This window comes from Actinokineospora guangxiensis (assembly GCF_042657845.1).
Taxonomy (GTDB): domain Bacteria; phylum Actinomycetota; class Actinomycetes; order Mycobacteriales; family Pseudonocardiaceae; genus Actinokineospora; species Actinokineospora guangxiensis.
Map to the genome: position 1 here is coordinate 139,276 of NZ_JBHSKF010000003.1, position 19,351 is coordinate 158,626.

18 protein-coding genes and 1 tRNA gene are annotated in these 19,351 nt (G+C 72.0%); 15 read left to right on the forward strand and 4 right to left on the reverse strand.

Translation table 11 applies throughout. The features are described 5' to 3' along the window. Positions 1-28 precede the first annotated feature (28 nt). Positions 29-1,459, reverse strand: coding sequence for an alpha,alpha-trehalose-phosphate synthase (UDP-forming) (locus ACFPM7_RS07505; RefSeq protein WP_378245310.1), 1,431 nt, complete (start codon positions 1,457-1,459; stop codon positions 29-31). Between the two features lie 115 nt (positions 1,460-1,574). Then, positions 1,575-2,912, reverse strand: coding sequence for a threonine/serine exporter family protein (locus ACFPM7_RS07510; protein ID WP_378246303.1), 1,338 nt, complete (start codon positions 2,910-2,912; stop codon positions 1,575-1,577). Positions 2,913-3,123: 211 nt separating this feature from the next. Here ACFPM7_RS07510 and ACFPM7_RS07515 point away from each other — a divergent pair. Then, a tRNA-Thr gene (locus ACFPM7_RS07515) sits at positions 3,124-3,196 on the forward strand. Between the two features lie 64 nt (positions 3,197-3,260). On the opposite strand, the gene ACFPM7_RS07520 is transcribed toward ACFPM7_RS07515, so the two are convergent. Beyond that, positions 3,261-3,887, reverse strand: coding sequence for a TetR/AcrR family transcriptional regulator (locus ACFPM7_RS07520; protein ID WP_378245312.1), 627 nt, complete (start codon positions 3,885-3,887; stop codon positions 3,261-3,263). A gap of 69 nt (positions 3,888-3,956) precedes the next feature. On the opposite strand from ACFPM7_RS07520, the gene ACFPM7_RS07525 reads away from it, so the two are divergent. From ACFPM7_RS07525 to ACFPM7_RS07590, 14 genes are all read left to right on the forward strand, one after another. Then, the gene (locus ACFPM7_RS07525) at positions 3,957-4,229 is read left to right on the forward strand and encodes a DUF1905 domain-containing protein (RefSeq protein WP_378245314.1); all 273 of its coding nucleotides are present in this window, start codon (positions 3,957-3,959) and stop codon (positions 4,227-4,229) included. Positions 4,230-4,234: 5 nt separating this feature from the next. Beyond that, a complete protein-coding gene (locus tag ACFPM7_RS07530) occupies positions 4,235-5,026 on the forward strand; it encodes an alpha/beta hydrolase (RefSeq protein WP_378245316.1) in 792 nt (263 codons plus the stop codon). Between the two features lie 33 nt (positions 5,027-5,059). Then, positions 5,060-5,890 carry an ATP-grasp domain-containing protein gene (locus tag ACFPM7_RS07535; RefSeq protein ID WP_378245318.1) on the forward strand — a complete coding sequence of 277 codons (831 nt, stop codon included), beginning with the start codon at positions 5,060-5,062 and terminating at the stop codon, positions 5,888-5,890. 72 nt (positions 5,891-5,962) lie between these two features. Further along, complete coding sequence (locus ACFPM7_RS07540; protein ID WP_378245320.1) at positions 5,963-6,688, forward strand: PP2C family protein-serine/threonine phosphatase; 726 nt, start codon at positions 5,963-5,965, stop codon at positions 6,686-6,688. A gap of 49 nt (positions 6,689-6,737) precedes the next feature. Then, positions 6,738-7,685 (forward strand): methionyl-tRNA formyltransferase, encoded by a 948-nt coding sequence (locus ACFPM7_RS07545; protein ID WP_378245322.1) that lies wholly within the window; start codon positions 6,738-6,740, stop codon positions 7,683-7,685. A 107-nt stretch (positions 7,686-7,792) separates the two neighbouring features. Beyond that, positions 7,793-9,106 (forward strand): lysine N(6)-hydroxylase/L-ornithine N(5)-oxygenase family protein, encoded by a 1,314-nt coding sequence (locus ACFPM7_RS07550; RefSeq protein ID WP_378245324.1) that lies wholly within the window; start codon positions 7,793-7,795, stop codon positions 9,104-9,106. Positions 9,107-9,116: 10 nt separating this feature from the next. Further along, the gene (locus tag ACFPM7_RS07555; RefSeq protein ID WP_378245326.1) at positions 9,117-9,899 is read left to right on the forward strand and encodes a PIG-L family deacetylase; all 783 of its coding nucleotides are present in this window, start codon (positions 9,117-9,119) and stop codon (positions 9,897-9,899) included. 100 nt (positions 9,900-9,999) lie between these two features. Continuing rightward, positions 10,000-10,731 (forward strand): Abi-alpha family protein, encoded by a 732-nt coding sequence (locus tag ACFPM7_RS07560; RefSeq protein ID WP_378245328.1) that lies wholly within the window; start codon positions 10,000-10,002, stop codon positions 10,729-10,731. Positions 10,732-10,781: 50 nt separating this feature from the next. Then, positions 10,782-11,966 carry a DUF445 domain-containing protein gene (locus ACFPM7_RS07565; RefSeq protein ID WP_378246305.1) on the forward strand — a complete coding sequence of 395 codons (1,185 nt, stop codon included), beginning with the start codon at positions 10,782-10,784 and terminating at the stop codon, positions 11,964-11,966. Positions 11,967-12,123: 157 nt separating this feature from the next. Then, positions 12,124-12,627, forward strand: a complete 504-nt coding sequence (ectA, locus tag ACFPM7_RS07570; protein ID WP_378245330.1) for a diaminobutyrate acetyltransferase — start codon at positions 12,124-12,126, stop codon at positions 12,625-12,627. Positions 12,628-12,658: 31 nt separating this feature from the next. After that, on the forward strand, positions 12,659-13,912 hold the full coding sequence (gene ectB, locus ACFPM7_RS07575) for a diaminobutyrate--2-oxoglutarate transaminase (protein ID WP_378245332.1): 1,254 nt from the start codon (positions 12,659-12,661) through the stop codon (positions 13,910-13,912). Then, positions 13,909-14,307, forward strand: a complete 399-nt coding sequence (locus ACFPM7_RS07580; RefSeq protein WP_378245334.1) for an ectoine synthase — start codon at positions 13,909-13,911, stop codon at positions 14,305-14,307. The genes ectB and ACFPM7_RS07580 overlap by 4 nt, the downstream gene beginning before the upstream one ends. A 69-nt stretch (positions 14,308-14,376) precedes the next feature. Beyond that, on the forward strand, positions 14,377-15,276 hold the full coding sequence (gene thpD / locus ACFPM7_RS07585; protein ID WP_378245336.1) for an ectoine hydroxylase: 900 nt from the start codon (positions 14,377-14,379) through the stop codon (positions 15,274-15,276). Positions 15,277-15,405: 129 nt separating this feature from the next. Next, positions 15,406-18,246, forward strand: a complete 2,841-nt coding sequence (locus ACFPM7_RS07590) for an AfsR/SARP family transcriptional regulator (protein WP_378245338.1) — start codon at positions 15,406-15,408, stop codon at positions 18,244-18,246. Positions 18,247-18,399: 153 nt separating this feature from the next. Here the strand turns inward: ACFPM7_RS07590 and ACFPM7_RS07595 are convergent, their stop codons facing one another. Beyond that, the gene (locus ACFPM7_RS07595) at positions 18,400-19,173 is read right to left on the reverse strand and encodes an SGNH/GDSL hydrolase family protein (RefSeq protein ID WP_378245340.1); all 774 of its coding nucleotides are present in this window, start codon (positions 19,171-19,173) and stop codon (positions 18,400-18,402) included. Positions 19,174-19,351: the final 178 nt, after the last annotated feature.

The window sequence follows — 19,351 nt, forward strand, 5'->3', positions numbered from 1 at the left end:
CTTGGGGCTGTGCGGACTAGTGGCGGAACTAGTGGTGGTGCTCGGGGTCCAGGGCCTCGAGGAACGATCGAGCCCAGCGGTCGACGTCGTGGGTGAGGACCTGGCGCCTCAGAGCGCGCATCCTACGGCGGCCCTCTGCTGGATCGATCGTGAGGGCGGCGTGCATGGCGTTCTTGACACCGTCGAGATCATGCGGGTTGACGAGGAAGGAACTCGTCAGCTCGGCGGCCGCGCCCGCGAACTCCGAGAGCACGAGCGCGCCGCCGAGGTCGTGCCTGCACGCCACGTACTCCTTGCAGACCAGGTTCATGCCGTCGCGCAGCGGCGTCACGAGCATCACGTCCGCCGCGGAGAAGAACGCGGCCAGCTCGGCCCGGTCGACCGACTGGTGCAGGTAGTGCACGACGGGGTGGCCGACCCTGGCGAACTCGCCGTTGATGCGGCTGACCGTCAGCTCGATCTCGTCGCGCATGCGCTGGTAGTGCTCTACGCGCTCGCGGCTGGGGGTGGCCAGCTGGATCATCGCCACCTCGGACGGATCGACCCGCCCCTCGGTGAGCAGCTCGCGCAGAGCGTTGAGCCGCAGGTCGATGCCCTTGGTGTAGTCGAGCCGGTCGACGCCCAGGATGATCTTCTTCGGGTTGCCGAGGTCGGCGCGGATCTGCTGCGCGCGGGCGACGGTCTCGCGCTTGCGGGCCAGGGTGTCCAGGCCCGCCGAGTCGATCGAGATCGGGAACGCGCCCACCCGCACCGCCCGGTCGCCGACCTGGATGACGCCGGGCCGCGTGCGCACGCCGACCGCGCCGCGGGTGGGCTCCAGGCCGAGCAGGCGCCGCGCCAGCCACAGGAAGTTCTGCGCGCCGCCGGGCCGGTGGAAGCCGACGAGGTCGGCGCCGAGCAGGCCGCGCACGATCTCCGCGCGCCACGGCAGCTGCATGTACAGCTCGGTGGGCGGGAACGGGATGTGCAGGAAGAAGCCGATGCGCAGGTCGGGGCGCGCCTCGCGGAGGATCGCGGGCACCAGTTGCAGCTGGTAGTCCTGGATCCAGACGGTGGCGTTGGGCGCGGCGGCCTGGGCGGTGGCCTCGGCGAAGCGGTGGTTGACCTTGACGTAGGCGTCCCACCAGGTCCGGTCGAACACCGGCGGGGCGACGACGTCGTGGTAGAGCGGCCAGAGGGTGCCGTTGGAGAAGCCCTCGTAGTAGTCGCGGACCTCGGCGCCGGTCAGGGTGACCGGGTGCAGCCGCAGGCCGTCCTCCTCGAAGTCGTCGACCTCGGCGTCGGGCACGCCGGGCCAGCCGACCCAGGCGCCCTTGTGGTTGCGCAGGAACGGCTCCAGCGCGCTGACGAGTCCACCGGGGCTGTGTTTCCAGCGCTGGGACCCGTCGGGAAGGCGTTCGAGGTCCACCGGCAGACGGTTGGCCACGACGATGAAGTCCGAGCCGTTTCTGCTGCTCACGCGGGGTAGCCTCCTCAGCGGATCGTCTGCTTCGAGGCTAGTTGGCCGCCGCGCGTCCCGCGTCCTGCGTCTGGTGGGCACGAGGCGTGGCAACCCTCACGTTTACCCCGAACGTTCACTCCAGGCGCCGCCACATCGGCCGCAGCGGGCCCGACATCCGCGGCCCGGCGATCTTGCGCTCCAGCCTGCCGAGGCCGGTGCGCACCGGCTGCGCGAGGAACTCGCCGAGCACCACGCCCGCGGCCAGCGCCAGCGCGATGGCGGCGGCGGTCATCAGGGTCGGGATGCCGGTGGTGGACTTCTCGATGGCCAGCTCGTACAGCGCGCGGTAGGTGGTCAGACCGGGCAGCAGCGGCACCATGCCGGACACCGCGATGATCAGCGGGGGCATCCGCAGCCTGCGCGCGATCAGCCCGCCCGCGAACCCGACGGCGACCGCCGCGCCGCCGCTGGCCGTCAGCGCGCCCGCCCCGCTGAGCGCCAGAGCGCCGAAGGAAGCCGTGCCGAGACCGCCCGCGGCGGCGGCGATGAGCAGCGCCTTGGGCGTGGCGTAGCTGGCCAGGGCGAAGCACCCTGCCGCCGCGGCGCCTGCCAGGGCTTGCACGGGTAGTCGCAGCGCTGTCTGGGGAAGGGGGTCGGCCAGCGGCTGGTACGGCATGCCGAGGGCGACGGAGACGTTCAGCGCGAGCACGACGCCCGCGATCAGGCCCGCTGTCATCAGCGAGACCTCCATCGCCCGGCCGGCGGCGGTGACGTTGTAGCCGGAGATCGCGTCCTGCACGGTGGAGACCACGCTCAGCCCGGACAGCAGCACGGTGATCGCCGCGCCGACCAACACGGTGGGTCTCGCCGCGGGCAGGACCCCGCTGGCCAGCAGCGCGAGCGCGCCGCCGGTGGCCAGCGCGCCGCCGACGGCCTGCTGGAAGAAGAACGGCAGCGCCCGCCGGTTGAGCAGCCGCCCGACCCGGTCCACGACCGCGGTGATCAGGGCCGCCCACGCCGCCATCGCGGGCACCCCGCCGATGAGGATGGTGACGGCCGCGGCCATCCCCGCCCAGGCCAGCGTCGCCACCCAGCGCGGGTAGGGGTGGTTCGCCGCGACGATGCGGTCCAGCTCGGTGTGCGCCTCGGCGAGCGGGATGCGGCCCGCGGTGATGTCGCGCACGAGGTTCTCCAGGTGCGCCAGCCGCGTGTAGTCGAGGCTGCGCGAGCGCACCACCCGCAAGGACGTGACCGGCGACATCTCGGTGCCCCGGTGGCAGGCGACGGTGATGGAGGTGAAGATCACGTCCACCTCGCAGTGCGGCAGCCCGTAGGCCTCCGCGACCGCCAGGATCGTCGCCGTGACGTCGGCCGCCCCGGCCCCGGACGCCATCTGCACGTCCCCGACCCGCAGCGCCAGGTCGAGCACCACGTTGACGGTCCGGTCGTCGGGCAGCTCCGGCCCGTGCATCGCGCCCCAGGCCACCGGCTCGGCTTTCGTCTGCCACCAGCTCCCATTCGCCCGCCCCCGCTGAGCGAACCACACGGCTACCACCTCCTGGCGGTGTCATCGGATGAACCCACGTCCGCGTTGCAGATCTTGTTCCGACCGTGGGGGAATCCCCGGGTGCCCGCAACCCCGGACCGCCTAGGATGGTCCCGGGCCGCCTGGGGGCGGCCGCGCCGGCATAGCTCAATTGGCAGAGCACTCGCCTTGTAAGCGAAAGGTTGCGGGTTCAAGTCCCGCTGCCGGCTCAGATCTGGTTCGGTTCCGCGGGTCGCTCGGCTGATCTCCCGCCGCGGCCTGAGAGGCGCGCTGTCAGCTGTGCGCGGCGAGGAAGATGCGAACCGCTTCGTCGACGTGGTGGCGCAAGGCCGTTTCGTCGGTTGGGCCGTCGGCGCTCAGCATGGCCTCGTTGAGGGGGCCGCCCATGATCATCCAGTTGAGGTGGGTGGCGGCCGTGCGGGGGTCCGCGACGTGGAGCAGGCCGCGTTCGGTGAAGGTCGTGAGGATGGTGGCGAGTTCGGTGATCGCGCGGGCGGGGCCGCCGTCGAACAGTGCTCGGGCCAGGTCCGGGAAGCGGGACACCTCGCCGATGACCAGTCGCCGCAGTCGCAGCAGTGCGGGGTCGAGCACGACTTGGAGTTGGCGGAGGCCGTAGGCGCGCAGGAAGCCGGACACGTCGCTGTCCGGGTGGGTGTGCTGCTCTGGTCGGAGCCGCCGCACCTGGTCGCTCGCCTCGTTCGTCATGGTCGAGACGACCGCGACGAACAGGGCTTCTTTGCTGCCGAAGTGCGAGTACACCGTCGGCTTGGACACGCGGGCGCGGCTCGCCACGTCATCGACGCTGGAGCCGAGGTAGCCGTGCGCGAGGAACAGCTCCCGCGCCGCGGTGAGGATGTCGGCGCGTTTGCGCTCGGAGCGCGAGATCTGCGGGACGACCACGTTGACACGATAACACTGAACGGTTTAGTTTCATCCAAACTACACCGATTAGTTCAGTTTGGGGACGCGATGACTCCGCTCGACCACGAGTTCGAGGTCCCGCTGCGGCGGGACGAGGGGAAAGGGGCGTGGACGATCGCGGTCCTGCCCGGGTCCGGAGCGCTGCTGGGCACGCGGCGCCCGGTGAAGGTGTCCGGGCTCATGGACGGGCACCGGTTCGACGCCACCCTGCTGCCGATGGGCGACGGGACGCACATGGTCCCGGTAAGGGCCGCGCTGCGGGCGCTGGTCGACAAGGGCGACGGCGACGTGGTCCGCATCCGTCTCGACCGGAAGCACTGAGGACGATGAGCGAACTGGCGACCACGGCCCTCGGCGACACGGTCGCCTTCGACCTGCGCGGCACCGGACCGGCAATCGTGTTCGTGGCCGGTGCGGGCCCCTACCGCGCCGTCGACCCGACGACCACCGAGACCGCCGAACTCGCCGCGCGGCGCGGTGTCCGCACCGCCGTCCCCGACCGGCTCGGTCGCGGGGAGAGCGCCGCCGCCGGGCGGATCGACCTCGCGCGGGAGCTGGCCGCCCTGCGCGCGGTGATCGACGCGGCGGGCGGGAGCGCGGTGCTCGTCGGGCACTCCTCGGGCTGCGCGATCGCGCTCGCGGCCGCCGCGGCCGGGCTGCCGGTGACCGGGCTGGTGCTGTTCGAGGCCCCGTTCACGCTGCCCGGTGCGCAGGTGCGGGCCTGGATCGGCGAGTTCGAGCGCCTGCTCGACGCGGGCGACCTCGACGGCGCGCTCGCCCAGTACATGAGGGACATGCCGCCCGAGTGGCTCGACGGCGCTCGGCGCGACCCGTCCTACCGGCAGATCGTCGACGGCGTCGTCAGCTACCGCGCCGACGGCGAGGCGCTGGTGTGGACCGGCTCGGCCCCCTGGGCGCGGCTGCTGCGGCCGATCGCGGCGCCGGTGCTGACCCTGGTCGGCGCCGAGACCTTCCCCGGCATGGCCGAGGCCGCCGCCGCGGTCGCCGCCGCCGCGCCCCGCGGTGACACCGGCGTGGTGGCGGGCCGCAACCACATCTGGGACGCCGCCGCGATGGCCGAACTGCTGGTCGAGTTCACTCTGGGCAGTGCGCGGTGAACCCGCCGCGCCAGGCGACCGGGGAGGCGTGCGGTGTCCGACCGACGGAAGGTGCTGTACGTGACCGATCTCGCCTACCAGGCGCGGGGGCGGCGCTACGGCGATGAGGACATCTTCCTGACCTCGCGGCTGCGCGAGGACTTCGACATCGCCCTCTGCCACCCGATGCAGGCCGCCGCGCTGATGGACGCCTTCGACGGGGTCGTGGTCCGCAACAGCGGTCCCGTGCTGGGGTACCAGGAGGCTTACCGCGCCTTCCGGGAGCGGGCCGCCGCCAGTGGGGCCGCGGTCTACAACCCGCTGACCGGGCGCGGTGACATGGCGGGCAAGGGGTACCTGCTGGACCTCACCGCCGCCGGGTTCCCGGTCATCCCGACCGTCGACCGGGCCGAGGACCTGCGCCTGCTGCCCGATGCCGGGCAGTACGCGGTCAAGCCGAAGGCGGGGTCGGACTCCATCGGCCTGGAGTTCCTGCCGCCGGAGCGGTTGGCCGGGCTCGCCTACGGCGACCTCCTGGTGCAGCCGCGCGTGGACTTCCGCTACGAGGTGTCCTTCTACTTCATCGACGACACCTTCCACTACGCCCTCCACGCCCCCGATCCCGCGCGCCGCTGGGACCTTCAGCCCTACCAGGCCACCGGCGCCGACCTGGACTTCGCCCGCCGCTTCATCGACTGGAACACCCTCGACCACGGCATCCAGCGCGTCGACGCCTGCCGCACGGGCGATGGCGGGCTCCTCCTGGTCGAGCTGGAGGACCTGAATCCCTTCCTGTCCCTCGGCCTGGTCCCCGACCGCGTCCGCGAGGAGTTCGTCGCCGGGATGGCGGCGTCGCTCGACCGGTTCCTGGCCGCCGATCATTAGAGGTCGCCGCGGGCAGGTTCGCGGGGGATACTCGTGGCGGCGTCCGGGGGATCGGTGGGACGGGGAGGCGGGGTGTCCGGGGTCGTGATCAACGTGGGTGCGGCGAGCGACGTGGGGGCGGTGCGGGCGGGCAACGAGGATTCCCACCTGGTGGCCGACGGGGTGTACGCCGTCGCCGACGGGATGGGCGGGCACGCGGCGGGCGAGGTGGCCAGCGGGATCGCCGTGCAGGTCGCCGAGGGGCTGGGCGGGCGGGCGGTCAAGCCGGAGGACGTCCGGGCCGTGGTGCTGGAGGCCAACGCGGCGATCCTGGCGGCGGCGCGCCGCGAGCCGGGCAACCGGGGGATGGGGACGACGCTGACGGGGCTGTGCCTGGTCGACTTCCAGGGCGCGCCGCACTGGGTGCTGTTCAACGTCGGCGACTCGCGGGTCTACCGCTACGCCGACGGGGCCGTCGCGCAGCTGAGCACCGACCACACCGAGGTCGCCGAGATGGTCGCCGCGGGCGAGCTGACCGAGGAGGAGGCCAGGGGCCACCCGCTCGGCAATGTGCTGACCAGGGCGCTGGGGATGGCGCCCGCGCCCGAGCCGGACATCGATGTGTTCCCGGCCACGGCCCCCGCGCGGTTCCTGATCTGCTCCGACGGGCTGACCCTGGAGCTGGCCGACGCCGAGATCGCCGGTGTGCTCGGCGACACCGACGACCCGGAGGCCGCGGCCGAGCGGCTGGTGGAGCTGGCCGTGGCCGCGGGCGGGCGCGACAACGTCACAGCGGTGGTTGTGGATCTGGCGGGGTGACCCGCTAGCCTCGGGCTAGGTAACCCTTACCTAACCGAGGAGAAGGTTCATGCGCGTCGTCATGTTCGGCTTTCAGACCTGGGGCCACACGACCCTGACGGCGCTGCTGGAATCCGAGCACGACGTGGTCATGGTGGTCACGCACCCACGCGGCGAGGGCGCCTACGAGAAGATCTTCGCCGACTCGGTCGAGGACCTGGCCAAGGAGAACGGCATCCCCGTGCTCATCCGGGAGAAGGCCGAGGACGACGAGCTGCTCCAGGCGCTCACCGACGCCGCGCCCGACGTCATCGTCGCCACCAACTGGCGCACCTGGATCCCGCCGCGCGTGTTCACCCTGCCGCCCAAGGGCACGCTCAACGTGCACGACTCGCTGCTGCCCGCCTACGCCGGGTTCTCCCCGCTCATCTGGTCGCTGATCAACGGCGAGTCGCACGTCGGCGTGACCGCGCACATGATGGACGAGACCCTCGACGCGGGTGACATCGTCGCCCAGGAGGCCGTGGAGATCGGCCCGCGCGACACCACCAAGGACCTGTTCGACAAGACGCTGCCGCTGTTCGGCACGCTGACCGTCCAGGGCCTCAAGCGCATCGCCGACGGCGAGACCGACTTCGTCAAGCAGGACCGCTCCAAGGCCAGCTTCTTCCACAAGCGCGCCGAGCGGGACCTGCTGATCGACTGGACCTGGACCGCCGAGGAGCTGGACCGGCTGGTGCGGGCCCAGTGCGCGCCGTACCCGAGCGCGTTCACCTTCCACCGCGGCCGCAGGCTGGAGATCGTGCAGGCCCAGGTCTCCGAGGCCGTCTACGGCGGCACCCCGGGCCGGGTGTTCTACCGCGAGGGCGACGGCGTCGCGGTCGTGGCGGGCGCCGAGGCGCGGCGCGGCAAGAGCAAGGCGCTGCTGGTGACGAAGGTCCGCATGGACGACGGCACTGAGCTGTCCGCGCACCAGTACTTCGCCCACATGGGCGGATACCTCACCGCGCACCCCTGAGCAGAGACGCAGACCACTCCCCGCGGGACGGTCGTTAGGTTAGCCTTCCCTTGGTTCTGCGACTGGTCCGGTGACCAGAGTGCTGTGTCCACGACGGAGGGGCTGACGTGACCACTGAGGTGTACGACCTGGTCGGGATCGGGTTCGGCCCATCCAACCTCGCCTTGGCGGTCGCCGTCGACGAGCACAACCGCCGGCACCCGCAGCGCGCGCTGCGCACGCTGTTCTGCGAGCGCCAGGCGCGCTTCGGCTGGCACCGGGGGATGCTGATCCCGGACGCCACGATGCAGGTGTCCTTCCTCAAGGACCTGGTCACCATGCGCGACCCGGCCAGCGACTTCAGCTTCCTGTGCTACCTGCGCGAGCGGGACCGCCTGGTCGACTTCATCAACCACAAGACGATGTTCCCGCTGCGCACCGAGTTCCACGACTACTTCGAGTGGGCCGCTGCGCGGGTGGCCGACCAGGTCCGCTACGGCGTCGAGGTGATCTCGGTGCGCCCGGTGGAGGTCGACGGCGAGGTCGCGCACCTCGACGTCGTCGCCCGGCCCGCGGGCACCGACGCGGTGACCACCTTCCGCACCCGCAACCTGGCGGTGGCGACCGGTCTGTCCCCGGTGCTGCCTGCCGAGGCCGAGATCACTGACCGGGTGTGGCACAACATCGAACTGATGCACCGCGTCGGCGACCTCAAGGGCGCGGGCCGCGTGCTCGTCGTCGGCGCGGGCCAGAGCGGCGCCGAGACCGTCGCCGAGCTGCACTCGGCGCTGCCCGACGCCCAGGTCACCGCGGTCTTCGCCAAGTACGGCTACACCCCCGCCGACGACAGCCCGTTCGCCAACCGCATCTTCGACCCGGCGGCCGTGGACGACTTCCACGGCGCCAGCGCCGAGGTCAAGGCGATGCTCATGGGCTATCACCGCGCCACCAACTACTCGGTGGTCGACTTGGACCTGATCGAGGAGCTGTACCGGCGCGAGTACCGGGAGAAGGTGGCGGGCAGGCGCCGCCTGGACATCCGCCCGGCGTCGCGGCTGCAGTTCGTCAGGGAGACCGACGAGGCCGTCTACGCCGCCGTCGAGCACCTGCCGAGCGGCGCGGTGGAGACGCTGCGCTGCGACGCGGTCGTCTACGCCACCGGCTACCGCCCCGGCGACGTGTTCTCGCTGCTGGGCCGCGCGGGCGCGCTGGTCGAGCGCGACGCGGCGGGCCTGCCGGTGGTCGAGCGCGACCACCGCGCGCGCACCGCCGACGCCGTCTCCGCGGGGATCTACCTGCAAGGCGGCACCGAGCACTCGCACGGGCTGACCTCCACGCTGCTGTCCAACACCGCGGTGCGGGTCGGGGAGATCCTGCAGTCGCTGCTCACAGGTTCTCGCCCTCAGCGAACTCCGGTGCGCGCTGTCGGGGCCCACGCGTAGCTTCGGCCCCATGGCCACCCTTGTCACCTTCCACGCCCACCCGGACGACGAGTGCATCGCCTGCGGCGGCGTGATGCGCAAGGCCGCCGACGAGGGCCACCGCGTCGTGCTGGTGGTGGCCACGCGCGGGGAGGTCGGCGAGGTGCCCGAGGGCTTCCTGGACGAGGGCGAGCAGCTCTGGCAGCGCCGCGTCGCCGAGACCAACGCCGCCGCCGAGGTGCTGGGCGTGGCCCGCGTGGAGTTCCTCGGCTACCGCGACTCCGGCATGGCGGGCACCGAGGACAACGACCACCCCGGCGCCTTCGCCCGCGCCGACGTCGAGGACGCCGCCCGCAAGCTGGCCGACATCCTGATCGATGAGAAGGCCGACGTCCTCACCGTCTACGACGACAACGGCGGCTACGGCCACCCGGACCACATCCAGGTCCACCGGGTCGGCTACCGCGCCGCCGAGCTGGCGGGCACACCGCGCGTCTACGAGAGCACGATGAACCGCGACCAGCTCCAGGCCGAGGCCCGCGCCGCCGCCGAGCGCGGCGAGCACGACTGGGGACCGCCGGAGGAGCTGGAGATCGGCAAGCCGGAGGCCGAGCTGACCGCCGCGGTCGACGTGCGCGCGCACCTGGCGGCCAAGCGCGCGGCGATGCGCGCGCACCCGAGCCAGATCGCCGAGGACTCCTTCTTCCTGGCGATGCCGGACGAGGCGTTCGCCATCGCCTTCGGCACCGAGTTCTACATCCGCAGGGGCGCGGGTCCCGGCATCACCGAGACGGATCTGCTGGCCGGTCTCTGACGGCGCCGCCCGAGGCCGCTGGGGGTGGTCTCGGGACGCGCGTGACCAGCGGTTACGTCGCTCGTTGTGGTACACCAGTAACCCTTATCGGGGGAGGGCCATGGACGAGCGCGCGAACGGTCCCGGCGATCCGGCGGCCGAGCTGGTGGGCCAGGCGGGCCGGGTGCTCGGGTGGCTGTACCGCGGCGGCTGGGAGGTCGCGCGCAGGCTGCCCGGCGGGGAGGCCGTGGAGCGCCAGGCCCGCCGGGTGGAGCGGGCGGTGGTCGACGAGGTCCGCAAGCGCCTGGACGAGGACGGCCCGACCGAGCTGCGGCGGGTGATCACCGCGGGGGAGTCCCCGCGCGAGCCGCTGCGCGCGGCGATGGCCGAGTTGCTGGAGCGCTCGGTCACCGACAGCCGCGAGGCCTCCCGCGAGTACTACTTCGCCCTGGTGATGCGCCAGCTGCTGCCCGACGAGGCCAGGATCCTCGCCGCCCTGTCCGACGGCGCGGTCTTTCCGCTGGCGCACCTGGCCGCCCGCACCGGCCTGTCCGGCCCGACCCGCTACCTGCTGGAGAACGCCTCCACCGTCGGCCGGGCCGCGGGCGTGGTGCAGCCCGGACTGGTGCCGTTCTACGTGACCCGGCTGATCCAGTTCGGCCTGGCCGAGGTGGGCGACGAGGTCGCCGGCCTGGCCACCCAGTACGAGCTGCTGCTCACCGACGAGCGCGTGCGCGCGCTCGAAGGCGGCAGGCTCGGCCCGCGCGTGGTGCGCCTCTCGCTGCACATCTCGGAGCTGGGCGCCCAGTTCTGGGCGGCGAGCGACCCGTCCGCGCGCGGGGTGGGCCGGTGATCGGGGAGATCCTGCGCGATTTCGCCGTCAACTGGCCCGTCTACGCCTCCATGCCGGTGATCGCGGCGCTGATCGGCTACGGCACCAAGATCGTCGCCATCCGGATGATGTTCCAGCCGGTGGAGTTCAAGGGGATCAAGCCGTTCTTCGGCTGGCAGGGCATCGTGCCCCGGCGCGCGGCGCGGATGGCGGCGATCGCCTGCGACACGATGACCGACCGGCTCATCTCCGCGGGCGAGGTGGTCGCGCGCCTGGACGCCGAGCGGATCGTCAAGGAGATCGAGGCGCCGCTGCGGGCGGGGATCGCCGAGATCGCCGAGGAGATCGCCGCCGAGTACCAACCCGGGCTGTGGGAGTCGCTGCCCGAGCAGGTGCGGCGGCGGATCATCCGGCGCATCCAGGACGAGGCGCCCTCGGTCGTGCGCGAGCTGCTGGACATGGTCAAGGAGGACGTCGACAACGTCTTCGACCTCAAGGACATGGTCGTCACCAACCTGGTGAAGGACAAGGCGCTGCTGAACCGGATCTTCCAGCAGGCCGGGCGCAAGGAGTTCCGGTTCATCGCGCACTCGGGGATCTACTTCGGGTTCGCCATCGGCCTGGTGCAGATGCTGGCGTGGGCGGCGCTGAAGAACCCGTGGGTCATGCCGATCTTCGGCGGGCTCACCGGCTGGTTCACCGACTGGCTCGCGCTCAAGATGATCTTCAATCCCAAGCAGCCCACGCGCTACCTCGGGCTGTTCGAATGGCAGGGCCTGTTCCTCAAGCGGCGCAAGGAGGTCGCCGCCGACTACGGCGAGCTGATCGCCAAGGAGATCATCACCCCGCACAACGTGATCGAGGCGGTGCTGCGCGGCCCGCTGTCGGACCGTCTCTTCGCCATGGTCTCCCGGCAGGTGCGCCAGACGCTGGACCGCCAGGCCGGGCCCGCGCGCCCGCTCGTGGTGCTCGCCGTGGGCAGCGGGCGCTACCGCGAGATCAAGGAATCGATCGCGGTGAAGGTGATCGAGCGGCTGCCGGAGACGATGTCCTACATCGAGGACTACGCCGCCGACGCCATGGACATCCGCAACACCCTCGTGGCCAAGATGCAGGAGCTGACCGAGGAGGAGTTCGAGGCGCTGATCCGCCCGGCGTTCGAGGCCGACGAGTGGATTCTGATCACCGTCGGCGCGGTGCTCGGCTTCGGCGTCGGCGAGCTTCAGGTGATCCTCGTGGAGCACCTTTCCCGCTGAGCGCGGACGCCCGCCCTTTCGGTAGCACAGCGCTCGAAGCAGCGGCAACCGTACTGTTGTACTCCTCACCGGGGGTTCTGTGTATCCCCTGGTGGACGGGGGTGGCGCGGATGTCAGGACCGGTATCCGAGAAACATCCCTGTTACGTTGCTTGAGTATGTCCGGAAAACACCTGATCGAAAAGCCGTCCGCGGGGGACGGCTCCGCGCTGTGGCGAATCGCGAGGGATTCCGGGAAGCTGGATCTCAACTCCTCCTATGCATATCTGCTGTGGTGCCGCGATTTCGCCGACACTTCCGCCGTAGTGCGCGTGGACGGGCAGGTCGTGGGATTCGTCATCGGATTCGTGCGACCGGCCGACCCGGCGACCGTGGTGGTCTGGCAGATCGCCGTCGACGCCTCCCAGCGCGGCCGCGGGTTCGCCGGGAAACTGCTCGACCACCTGGCCGAGCGGCTCTCCGAGAACGGCGTCCGCTACGTGGAGACGACCATCACCCCCGACAACTCCGCATCGATCGCCCTGTTCGAGGCCTTGGCCAGACGCTGGGGCGCGCGCCGGGAGGCCACGGCGCTGTTCGCCGAGGACGCCTTCCCCGATGACCACGACCGCGAGGACCTGCACCGGATCGGCCCCCTGCTGCCTGCCGCCGTGCCGGTCTGAGAAACGCCCGCCGAAACCCTGGAGTGAGTGAGTGAACGTCTTCGAGACGACCGAATCCGAGGTGCGCAGCTACTGCCGCAGCTGGCCCGTCGTGTTCGACAGGGCGGTCGGCGCGCACCTGTACGACGAATCCGGCCGCGAATACCTGGACTTCTTCGCGGGCGCGGGAGCGCTGAACTACGGGCACAACAACCCGGTGCTGAAACAAGCCGTCATCGACTACATGATGGCCGACGGAGTGACCCATTCGCTGGACATGAACACCGTGGCCAAGCGCGATTTCCTGGAGACTTTCCGGGACGTCGCGCTCGCCCCGAGGGAACTCGACTACAAGGTCATGTTCCCGGGCCCGGCGGGCGCCAACGCCGTGGAGGCCGCGCTGAAGCTGGCCCGCAAGATCACCGGGCGCCAGTCGGTCATCAACTTCACCAACGCCTTCCACGGCATGACGCTCGGCGCGCTGTCGGTCACCGGCAACTCGATGAAGCGCGGCGGCGCCGGCGTCCCGCTGGTGCACGCCACGCCGATGCCCTACGACAACTACCTCGACGGGCGCGTCGAGGACTTCCTGTGGTTCGAGCGGCTGCTCGGCGACAGCGGCAGCGGCCTCAACGAGCCCGCCGCGGTGATCGTGGAGACCGTGCAGGGCGAGGGCGGCATCAACGCCGCGCGCCCGGAGTGGCTGCGCGGCCTGGCGGAGCTGTGCGAGCGCCACGGCATGCTGCTGATCGTCGACGACGTGCAGATGGGCTGCGGGCGCACGGGTCCGTTCTTCAGCTTCGAGCAGGCCGGGATCACCCCGGACATCGTCTGCCTGTCCAAGTCCATCGGCGGCATGGGCCTGCCGCTGGCGCTGACGCTGCTGCGCCCGGAACTGGACGTCTGGGAGCCCGGCGAGCACAACGGCACCTTCCGCGGCATCAACCCCGCCTTCGTCGCCTCCACCGCCGCGCTGCGCGAGTACTGGACCGACGACACGCTGGAGAAGAGCACCCTGGCCAAGGGCGAGCAGGTCGGCCGCACGCTGACCGACCTCGCCGAGGAGCACGACCTCAAGGCCAAGGGCCGCGGTCTGGCCCGCGGGCTGCAGTTCGCCGACGGCGAGACCGCGGACGCGGTGTGCCGCGCGGCCTTCGAGCGCGGCCTGCTGCTGGAGACCGCGGGGCCCGACGGCGAGGTGGCCAAGCTGATGCCGCCGCTGACCATCACCGACGACGAGATCACCCACGGGCTGGCCGTGTTCGCCGAATCCGTCCGCGCCGTGGTGGGGAAGGGAACCGCATGATCGTCCGCACGCTGGAGGACATCACCGGCACCGACCGCGACATCACGACGCCGAACTGGCGCAGCAAGCGGATCATCCTGGCGGGCGACGGGGTCGGGTTCTCGCTGCACGAGACCGTGCTGCAGGGCGGGACCGTGAACGACTTCTGGTACGCCAACCACGTCGAGGCCGTGTTCGTGGTCGAGGGCGAGGGCGAGCTGCTGGACAAGGAGACCGGCGAGACGCACCGGCTCACCCCCGGCTCGATGTACCTGCTCGACGGCCACGAGCGCCACCAGCTGCGCCCGAAGACGCTGATGCGCACGGTGTGCGTGTTCAACCCGCCGGTCACCGGCCGCGAGGTGCACGACGAGAACGGTGTCTACCCGCTGGTGACCGAGCCCGCCGCGTCCTGACGGCCCGGGCAGCCACCGCTGGGGACGCCACCGCTGGGGACGTCACCGCTGGGACATCGAGGAGGACCCATGACCCTGACCGACGTGCGGACAGAAGACCGCTACCGCACCCGCACCCCGGAGCCGACCGGGCTCATCGAGCGGGTGGAGCCGACCGTCTGGCCTGGCGCCGACGGCCCGCTGGACGCGGCCACGCTCGCCGGGCACGAGGCGCGCGGCTACTCGCAGTACGCCGGCCTGCTGTCGCCCAACGAGGTGAGCGCGTACCGCGACGAGCTGGCCCGTCTGGCCGCCGACGAGAAGGTCAAGGCCGACGAGCGCACCATCGTGGAGAAGGAGTCCGCCGAAGTCCGCTCGATCTTCGAGGTGCACCGGATCAGCGAGCTGATCGCCGAGCTGGTGGCCGATCCCCGGGTGCTCGACCGCGCGCGCCAGATCCTCGGCTCCGAGGTGTACGTGCACCAGAGCCGGGTGAACTACATGCCCGGGTTCAAGGGCAAGGGCTTCTACTGGCACTCCGATTTCGAGACCTGGCACGCCGAGGACGGCATGCCGCTGCCGCGCGCGGTGTCGATGTCGATCGCGCTGACCGACAACTACCCGTTCAACGGCGGGTTGATGGTCATGCCGGGCTCGCAGCGCACATTCGTGCCGTGCGTGGGGGAAACGCCCGCCGACCACTACAAGGCCTCGCTCAAGGAGCAGGAGATCGGCGTGCCCAGCCGCGAGCACATCGCCGAACTGGCCCAGACCTACGGGATCGACCAGTTCACCGGGCCCGCCGGATCGGCGCTGCTGTTCGACTCCAACATCATGCACGGCTCGGGCAACAACATCACCCCGTTCCCGAGGTCGAACATCTTCGTGGTGTTCAACAGCGTGGAGAACTCCCTTGTGGAGCCGTACGCCGCGCCGAGTCCGCGGCCGGACTTCGTTGCCTCGCGGACGTTCACACCTCTTTCGCGCTAACCGTGAGTTAGTAATGCCTACGCCATTCGGGTGGGTTCGACGGGAAATCACCAATTGGGCCGACCGTTGACGTGTTGCCGCTAAATTGTCCTTTGCGCGCTCGGGGAGGAGCCGCACAAGGGGGATGACGTGGTGGAGACGGAAACACCCGAGAGCGCGGAACAGGTGCTGTTCCGCGTTCTCGGCCCGGTGTGCGCGACCCGCGGCGACACCGTGCACGCCGTGGGCGGGCCGGGGGCGCGGGCGCTGCTGGCCATGCTGCTGCTCGACGCGGGCCAGTCGGTGCCGATCGCCCGCATCGTGGACGTGCTGTGGAACAACGAGCCGCCGACGACGGCGCGCACCATCGTGCAGGGCTACATCTCCCGGCTGCGCAAGTGGCTGTCCGATGTGGACCCTGGCGGCGCGGTGATCGAGACCGAGGGCTCGGACTACCGGCTGGTGGTCGACCCGCGGCGGGTGGACGTGACGCTGGCCCGCTCGCTGCTGGCCAGGGCCCGCGGCCGGGGCTCCGCCGAGCGCGCCGAGCTGCTGGGCCGGGCCCAGGCGCTCTGGCGCGGCCCCGAGCTCTCCGATATCGACCGCAGGGTCCGCGCGCCCGAGCTGACCGAGCTGCGCTTCACCGTCATCGAGGCGCGCATCGACGCCGACCTCGACCTCGGCCGCCACGACGAGGTGATGGGCGAGCTGGCCGCCCTCGTCGACACCTACCCCTTCCGCGAGCACTTCACCGCGCAGTTCGTGCTGGCGCTCTACCGCGGCGGCAGGCGGGCCGCGGCGCTGGAGGTCTACCAGCGCTTCGCCCGCCGCGCGGCCGCCGAGCGCGGCATCGAGCCCGGTGTCGCGCTGCGCGAGCTGCACAGCCGGGTGCTGCGCGACGACACCGGCCTGCTGAGCCAGCCGACGGTGGTGACCCCGCGCGTCGGCCTGCTCACCCCGGCCGAGCTGCCCGCCCCGCCGCGCGGCTTCGCCGGGCGCGAGCCGGAGCTGGCCTGGCTCGACGGCCTGCGCACCAGCGCCGACGGGACCGCGCCGGTGATCGGCGTGGTCGCCGGACCCGCGGGCATCGGCAAGAGCGCGCTGGCGGTGCTGTGGGGCTCGCGCAACGCGGAGCTGTTCCCCGACGGCGTGCTGCACGTGGCGATGCGCGGCTTCGATCCGCGCCGCCCTCCGCTGGACCCGGCCGAGGCGCTGGCGCGCTTCCTGCTCGCCCTCGGCGTCGCCGTGCACGACGTGCCCGCCGAGGTCGGCGACCGCGCCGCGCTCTACCGCACGCTGCTGGCGGGCAGGCGCGTGCTCGTCGTCATCGACGACGCCCGCGACGCCGAGCAGGTCCGCCCGCTGCTGCCCGGCGGCGGCACGTCGCTGGTGCTGGTGACCAGCCGCCGCAGGCTCGACGGCCTGGTCGCCGACGGCGCCAGGCTGCTGGTGCTGGACATCCTGTCCGCCGCGGCGGCCGAACGGGTGGTCGAGCACGTGGCGGGCGCCCCGCGCGACGCCGAGGAGACCGCGGCCAGGGCCCGGCTGGTCGAGCTGTGCGGCTACCTGCCGCTGGCGCTGCGCATCGCCGGGGCCCGGCTCGTCGTCCGTCCGCAGTGGACGACGACGGACCTGGTCGCCGAGCTGGCCGACGAGCGCGGCAGGCTCGCGGGCCTCGGCCTCGACGACGAGACCGGTGTGCGCGCCGCGCTCGACGTCACCGTCCGCGGCCTCGCCCCCGAGCAGGGGAGCGCGCTGGCCCTGCTCGGGGTGTTCCCCGGCCAGTGGTTCGACGTGCACGCCGTCGCCGCGCTCTGCGGCACGACGGTCGCGGGCGCGCGCGAGCGGCTGCACGGGCTCGCCGAGTCCTTCCTGGTGGTCGAGGTCGACGCCGACCTCTTCGGCGTGCACGACCTGGTGCGCCTGTTCGCCAGGGACCAGCTCGACGGCGCGGGCGAGCCGGTCGACGCGGTCGCGGCGCTGCGCGAGCTGCTGCGCTACTACCTGGTCGCCGCCGACTCCGCCCGCCGCCACCTGCGCACGATCCCCGACGGACTCACCCCGGCGACCGACTTCCCCGACCTCGCCCGCCCCGACCTGCCCGACCGCGCGGCCGCGCTGGACTGGTTCGAGCGCGAGTGGCCGACCCTGCTGGCCTGCGCGGCGGCGGGCGCCGAGGCGGGCTGCCACGACCTGGTGTGGCGGCTGGCCAGGATCGCGGGCGAGTACCGCAGGGTCCGCCCGCGCCGCGACGACTGGGAGTGGCTGGTCGGCGTCGGCCTCGACAGCGCCCGCGCCGCAGGCGACGGGCGCGGCGAGGTGCTGGTGCTGCTCAACCGCCTGGTCATGCTGAGCCGCTTCGGCGCGGGGCCGGAGTCCGTCGCCGACGCCGAGCGGTCGGTCACGATCGCCGCGGACCTCGACGACCCGCACATCCTCGCGATGGCCTACAACGGCCTGTCCTCGGCGCACTTCACCGCCCGCCGCTACCGCGAGGCGCTCGCGGGCTACGAGCGCGCGCTGGAGCTGGCCCAGCGGGCGGGCAACCGCGGCACCGAGGCCAACCTGCTCAACAACATCGCCCAGGCGCACCTCAACCTGGACGACCCGGCCGCCGCCGTGGCGCCGCAGCGCGCCGCCGTCGCGGCCTACCGGGAGGTGGGCGACCTCGGCTTCGTGGGCCTGGCCCTGGCCAACCTGGCCGAGCTGGAGCACGCCACCGGCGAGTTCGCCGCCGCCGCGGCGCACGCCGACGAGGCGGTGTCGCTGGCCGAGCTGAACGGGCAGACGCTGACCGAGGCCTTCGGCCGCGAGGTGCTGGCCAGGGTGCGCCGTGATCTGGGCGACATCACCTCGGCCAGGCGCGAGCTTGAGCTGGCCGTGGCGCTCTACGAGCAGGTGGGCTCCCCGCTGGCCGAGTCCGCCGTCGCTGCGCTCAACTCACTGCCGCCCGACTCACTGCCGCCCGACTCGCCGCCGACCCGCGTTTAGCCGGCGTTTAGCCGTGGCGGCCCGCGGGCCGGCAGGCTTCGCCCGTGTCCTTCGGGACGCGGCCCGCGGTGGGGGAGCTCCGCGCGGCCCCGCCGGTCGGCGCCTGGAGGGGGATGGCGCCGGCCGGCATTTTCCTCTCCGGCGTCCGTCCGCTCAGGACCGCGACCGCAGCCGGATCGGGGTCAGCTCGGGGCGCTTGGGCTGCAGGCCGTCGCCGAGGGACTCGCCGGTCAGCTGGCGGCGGACCCAGGGCAGCAGGTGCGTCGTGGTCCAGGCGAGGTCGGCGCGGCGCTCGTTGAGCCAGTGCTGCGGCGGCTCCGGCGGCAGCGGCTCGCGCCAGTCGGCCTGGCCGGGCACGCCGAGCACCTCGGCGGCGCGCAGCGCGATGCGCCGGTGGCCCTCGGTGGAGAAGTGCAGGCGGTCCTCGCACCAGGAGCGCCGGTCGTGCAGCACGCGCATCGACCACAGGTCGACCACCATCGCGCCGTGCGCCTCGGCGATGGCCCGCAGGTGTCCGTTGTAGATCGCCACCTTGCCGCGCACCCGGCGCAGCAGCGGCTGCACGCGCGGGTCCGGCCCGGTGAACATCACCACATCGCAGCCCGCGGCGCGCAGCCTGCGCACGGCCGACTCGAACAGCGCGGCGACGTCGTCCACGTCACTGCCCGGGGTGATGATGTCGTTGCCGCCACCACAGAGGGTGACCAGTTGGGGGCGCAGCTCCTCGACGACCGGCACCTGCTCGTCCACGATCTCGGCCAGCATCTTGCCGCGCAGCGCCAGGTTGGCGTAGCGCAGCCGCGGGTACTGCTCGGCCAGCGCGGCGGCGAGCCGGTCGGCCCAGCCTATGCAGCCGTCCGGCCCATCGTCGCCGACCCCTTCGGTGAAGCTGTCCCCCAGCGCTATCCAGCTCTCCCAGACGGACACCGCACGGCCCTCCCCTCGAACCCGTTGGCTTCCCCAACCAACTCGACCAATATCTCAAGCCGAGTCGGAGGTACGCCACCGTCGGTCGGCCCCAGCGTAGAGTCGACGCCTTTCGGGGCCAACCGGGTTCGGCCCGACGGCATTCCCGGTTAGGGCTACCTAACCTCAGCGCGGTAAG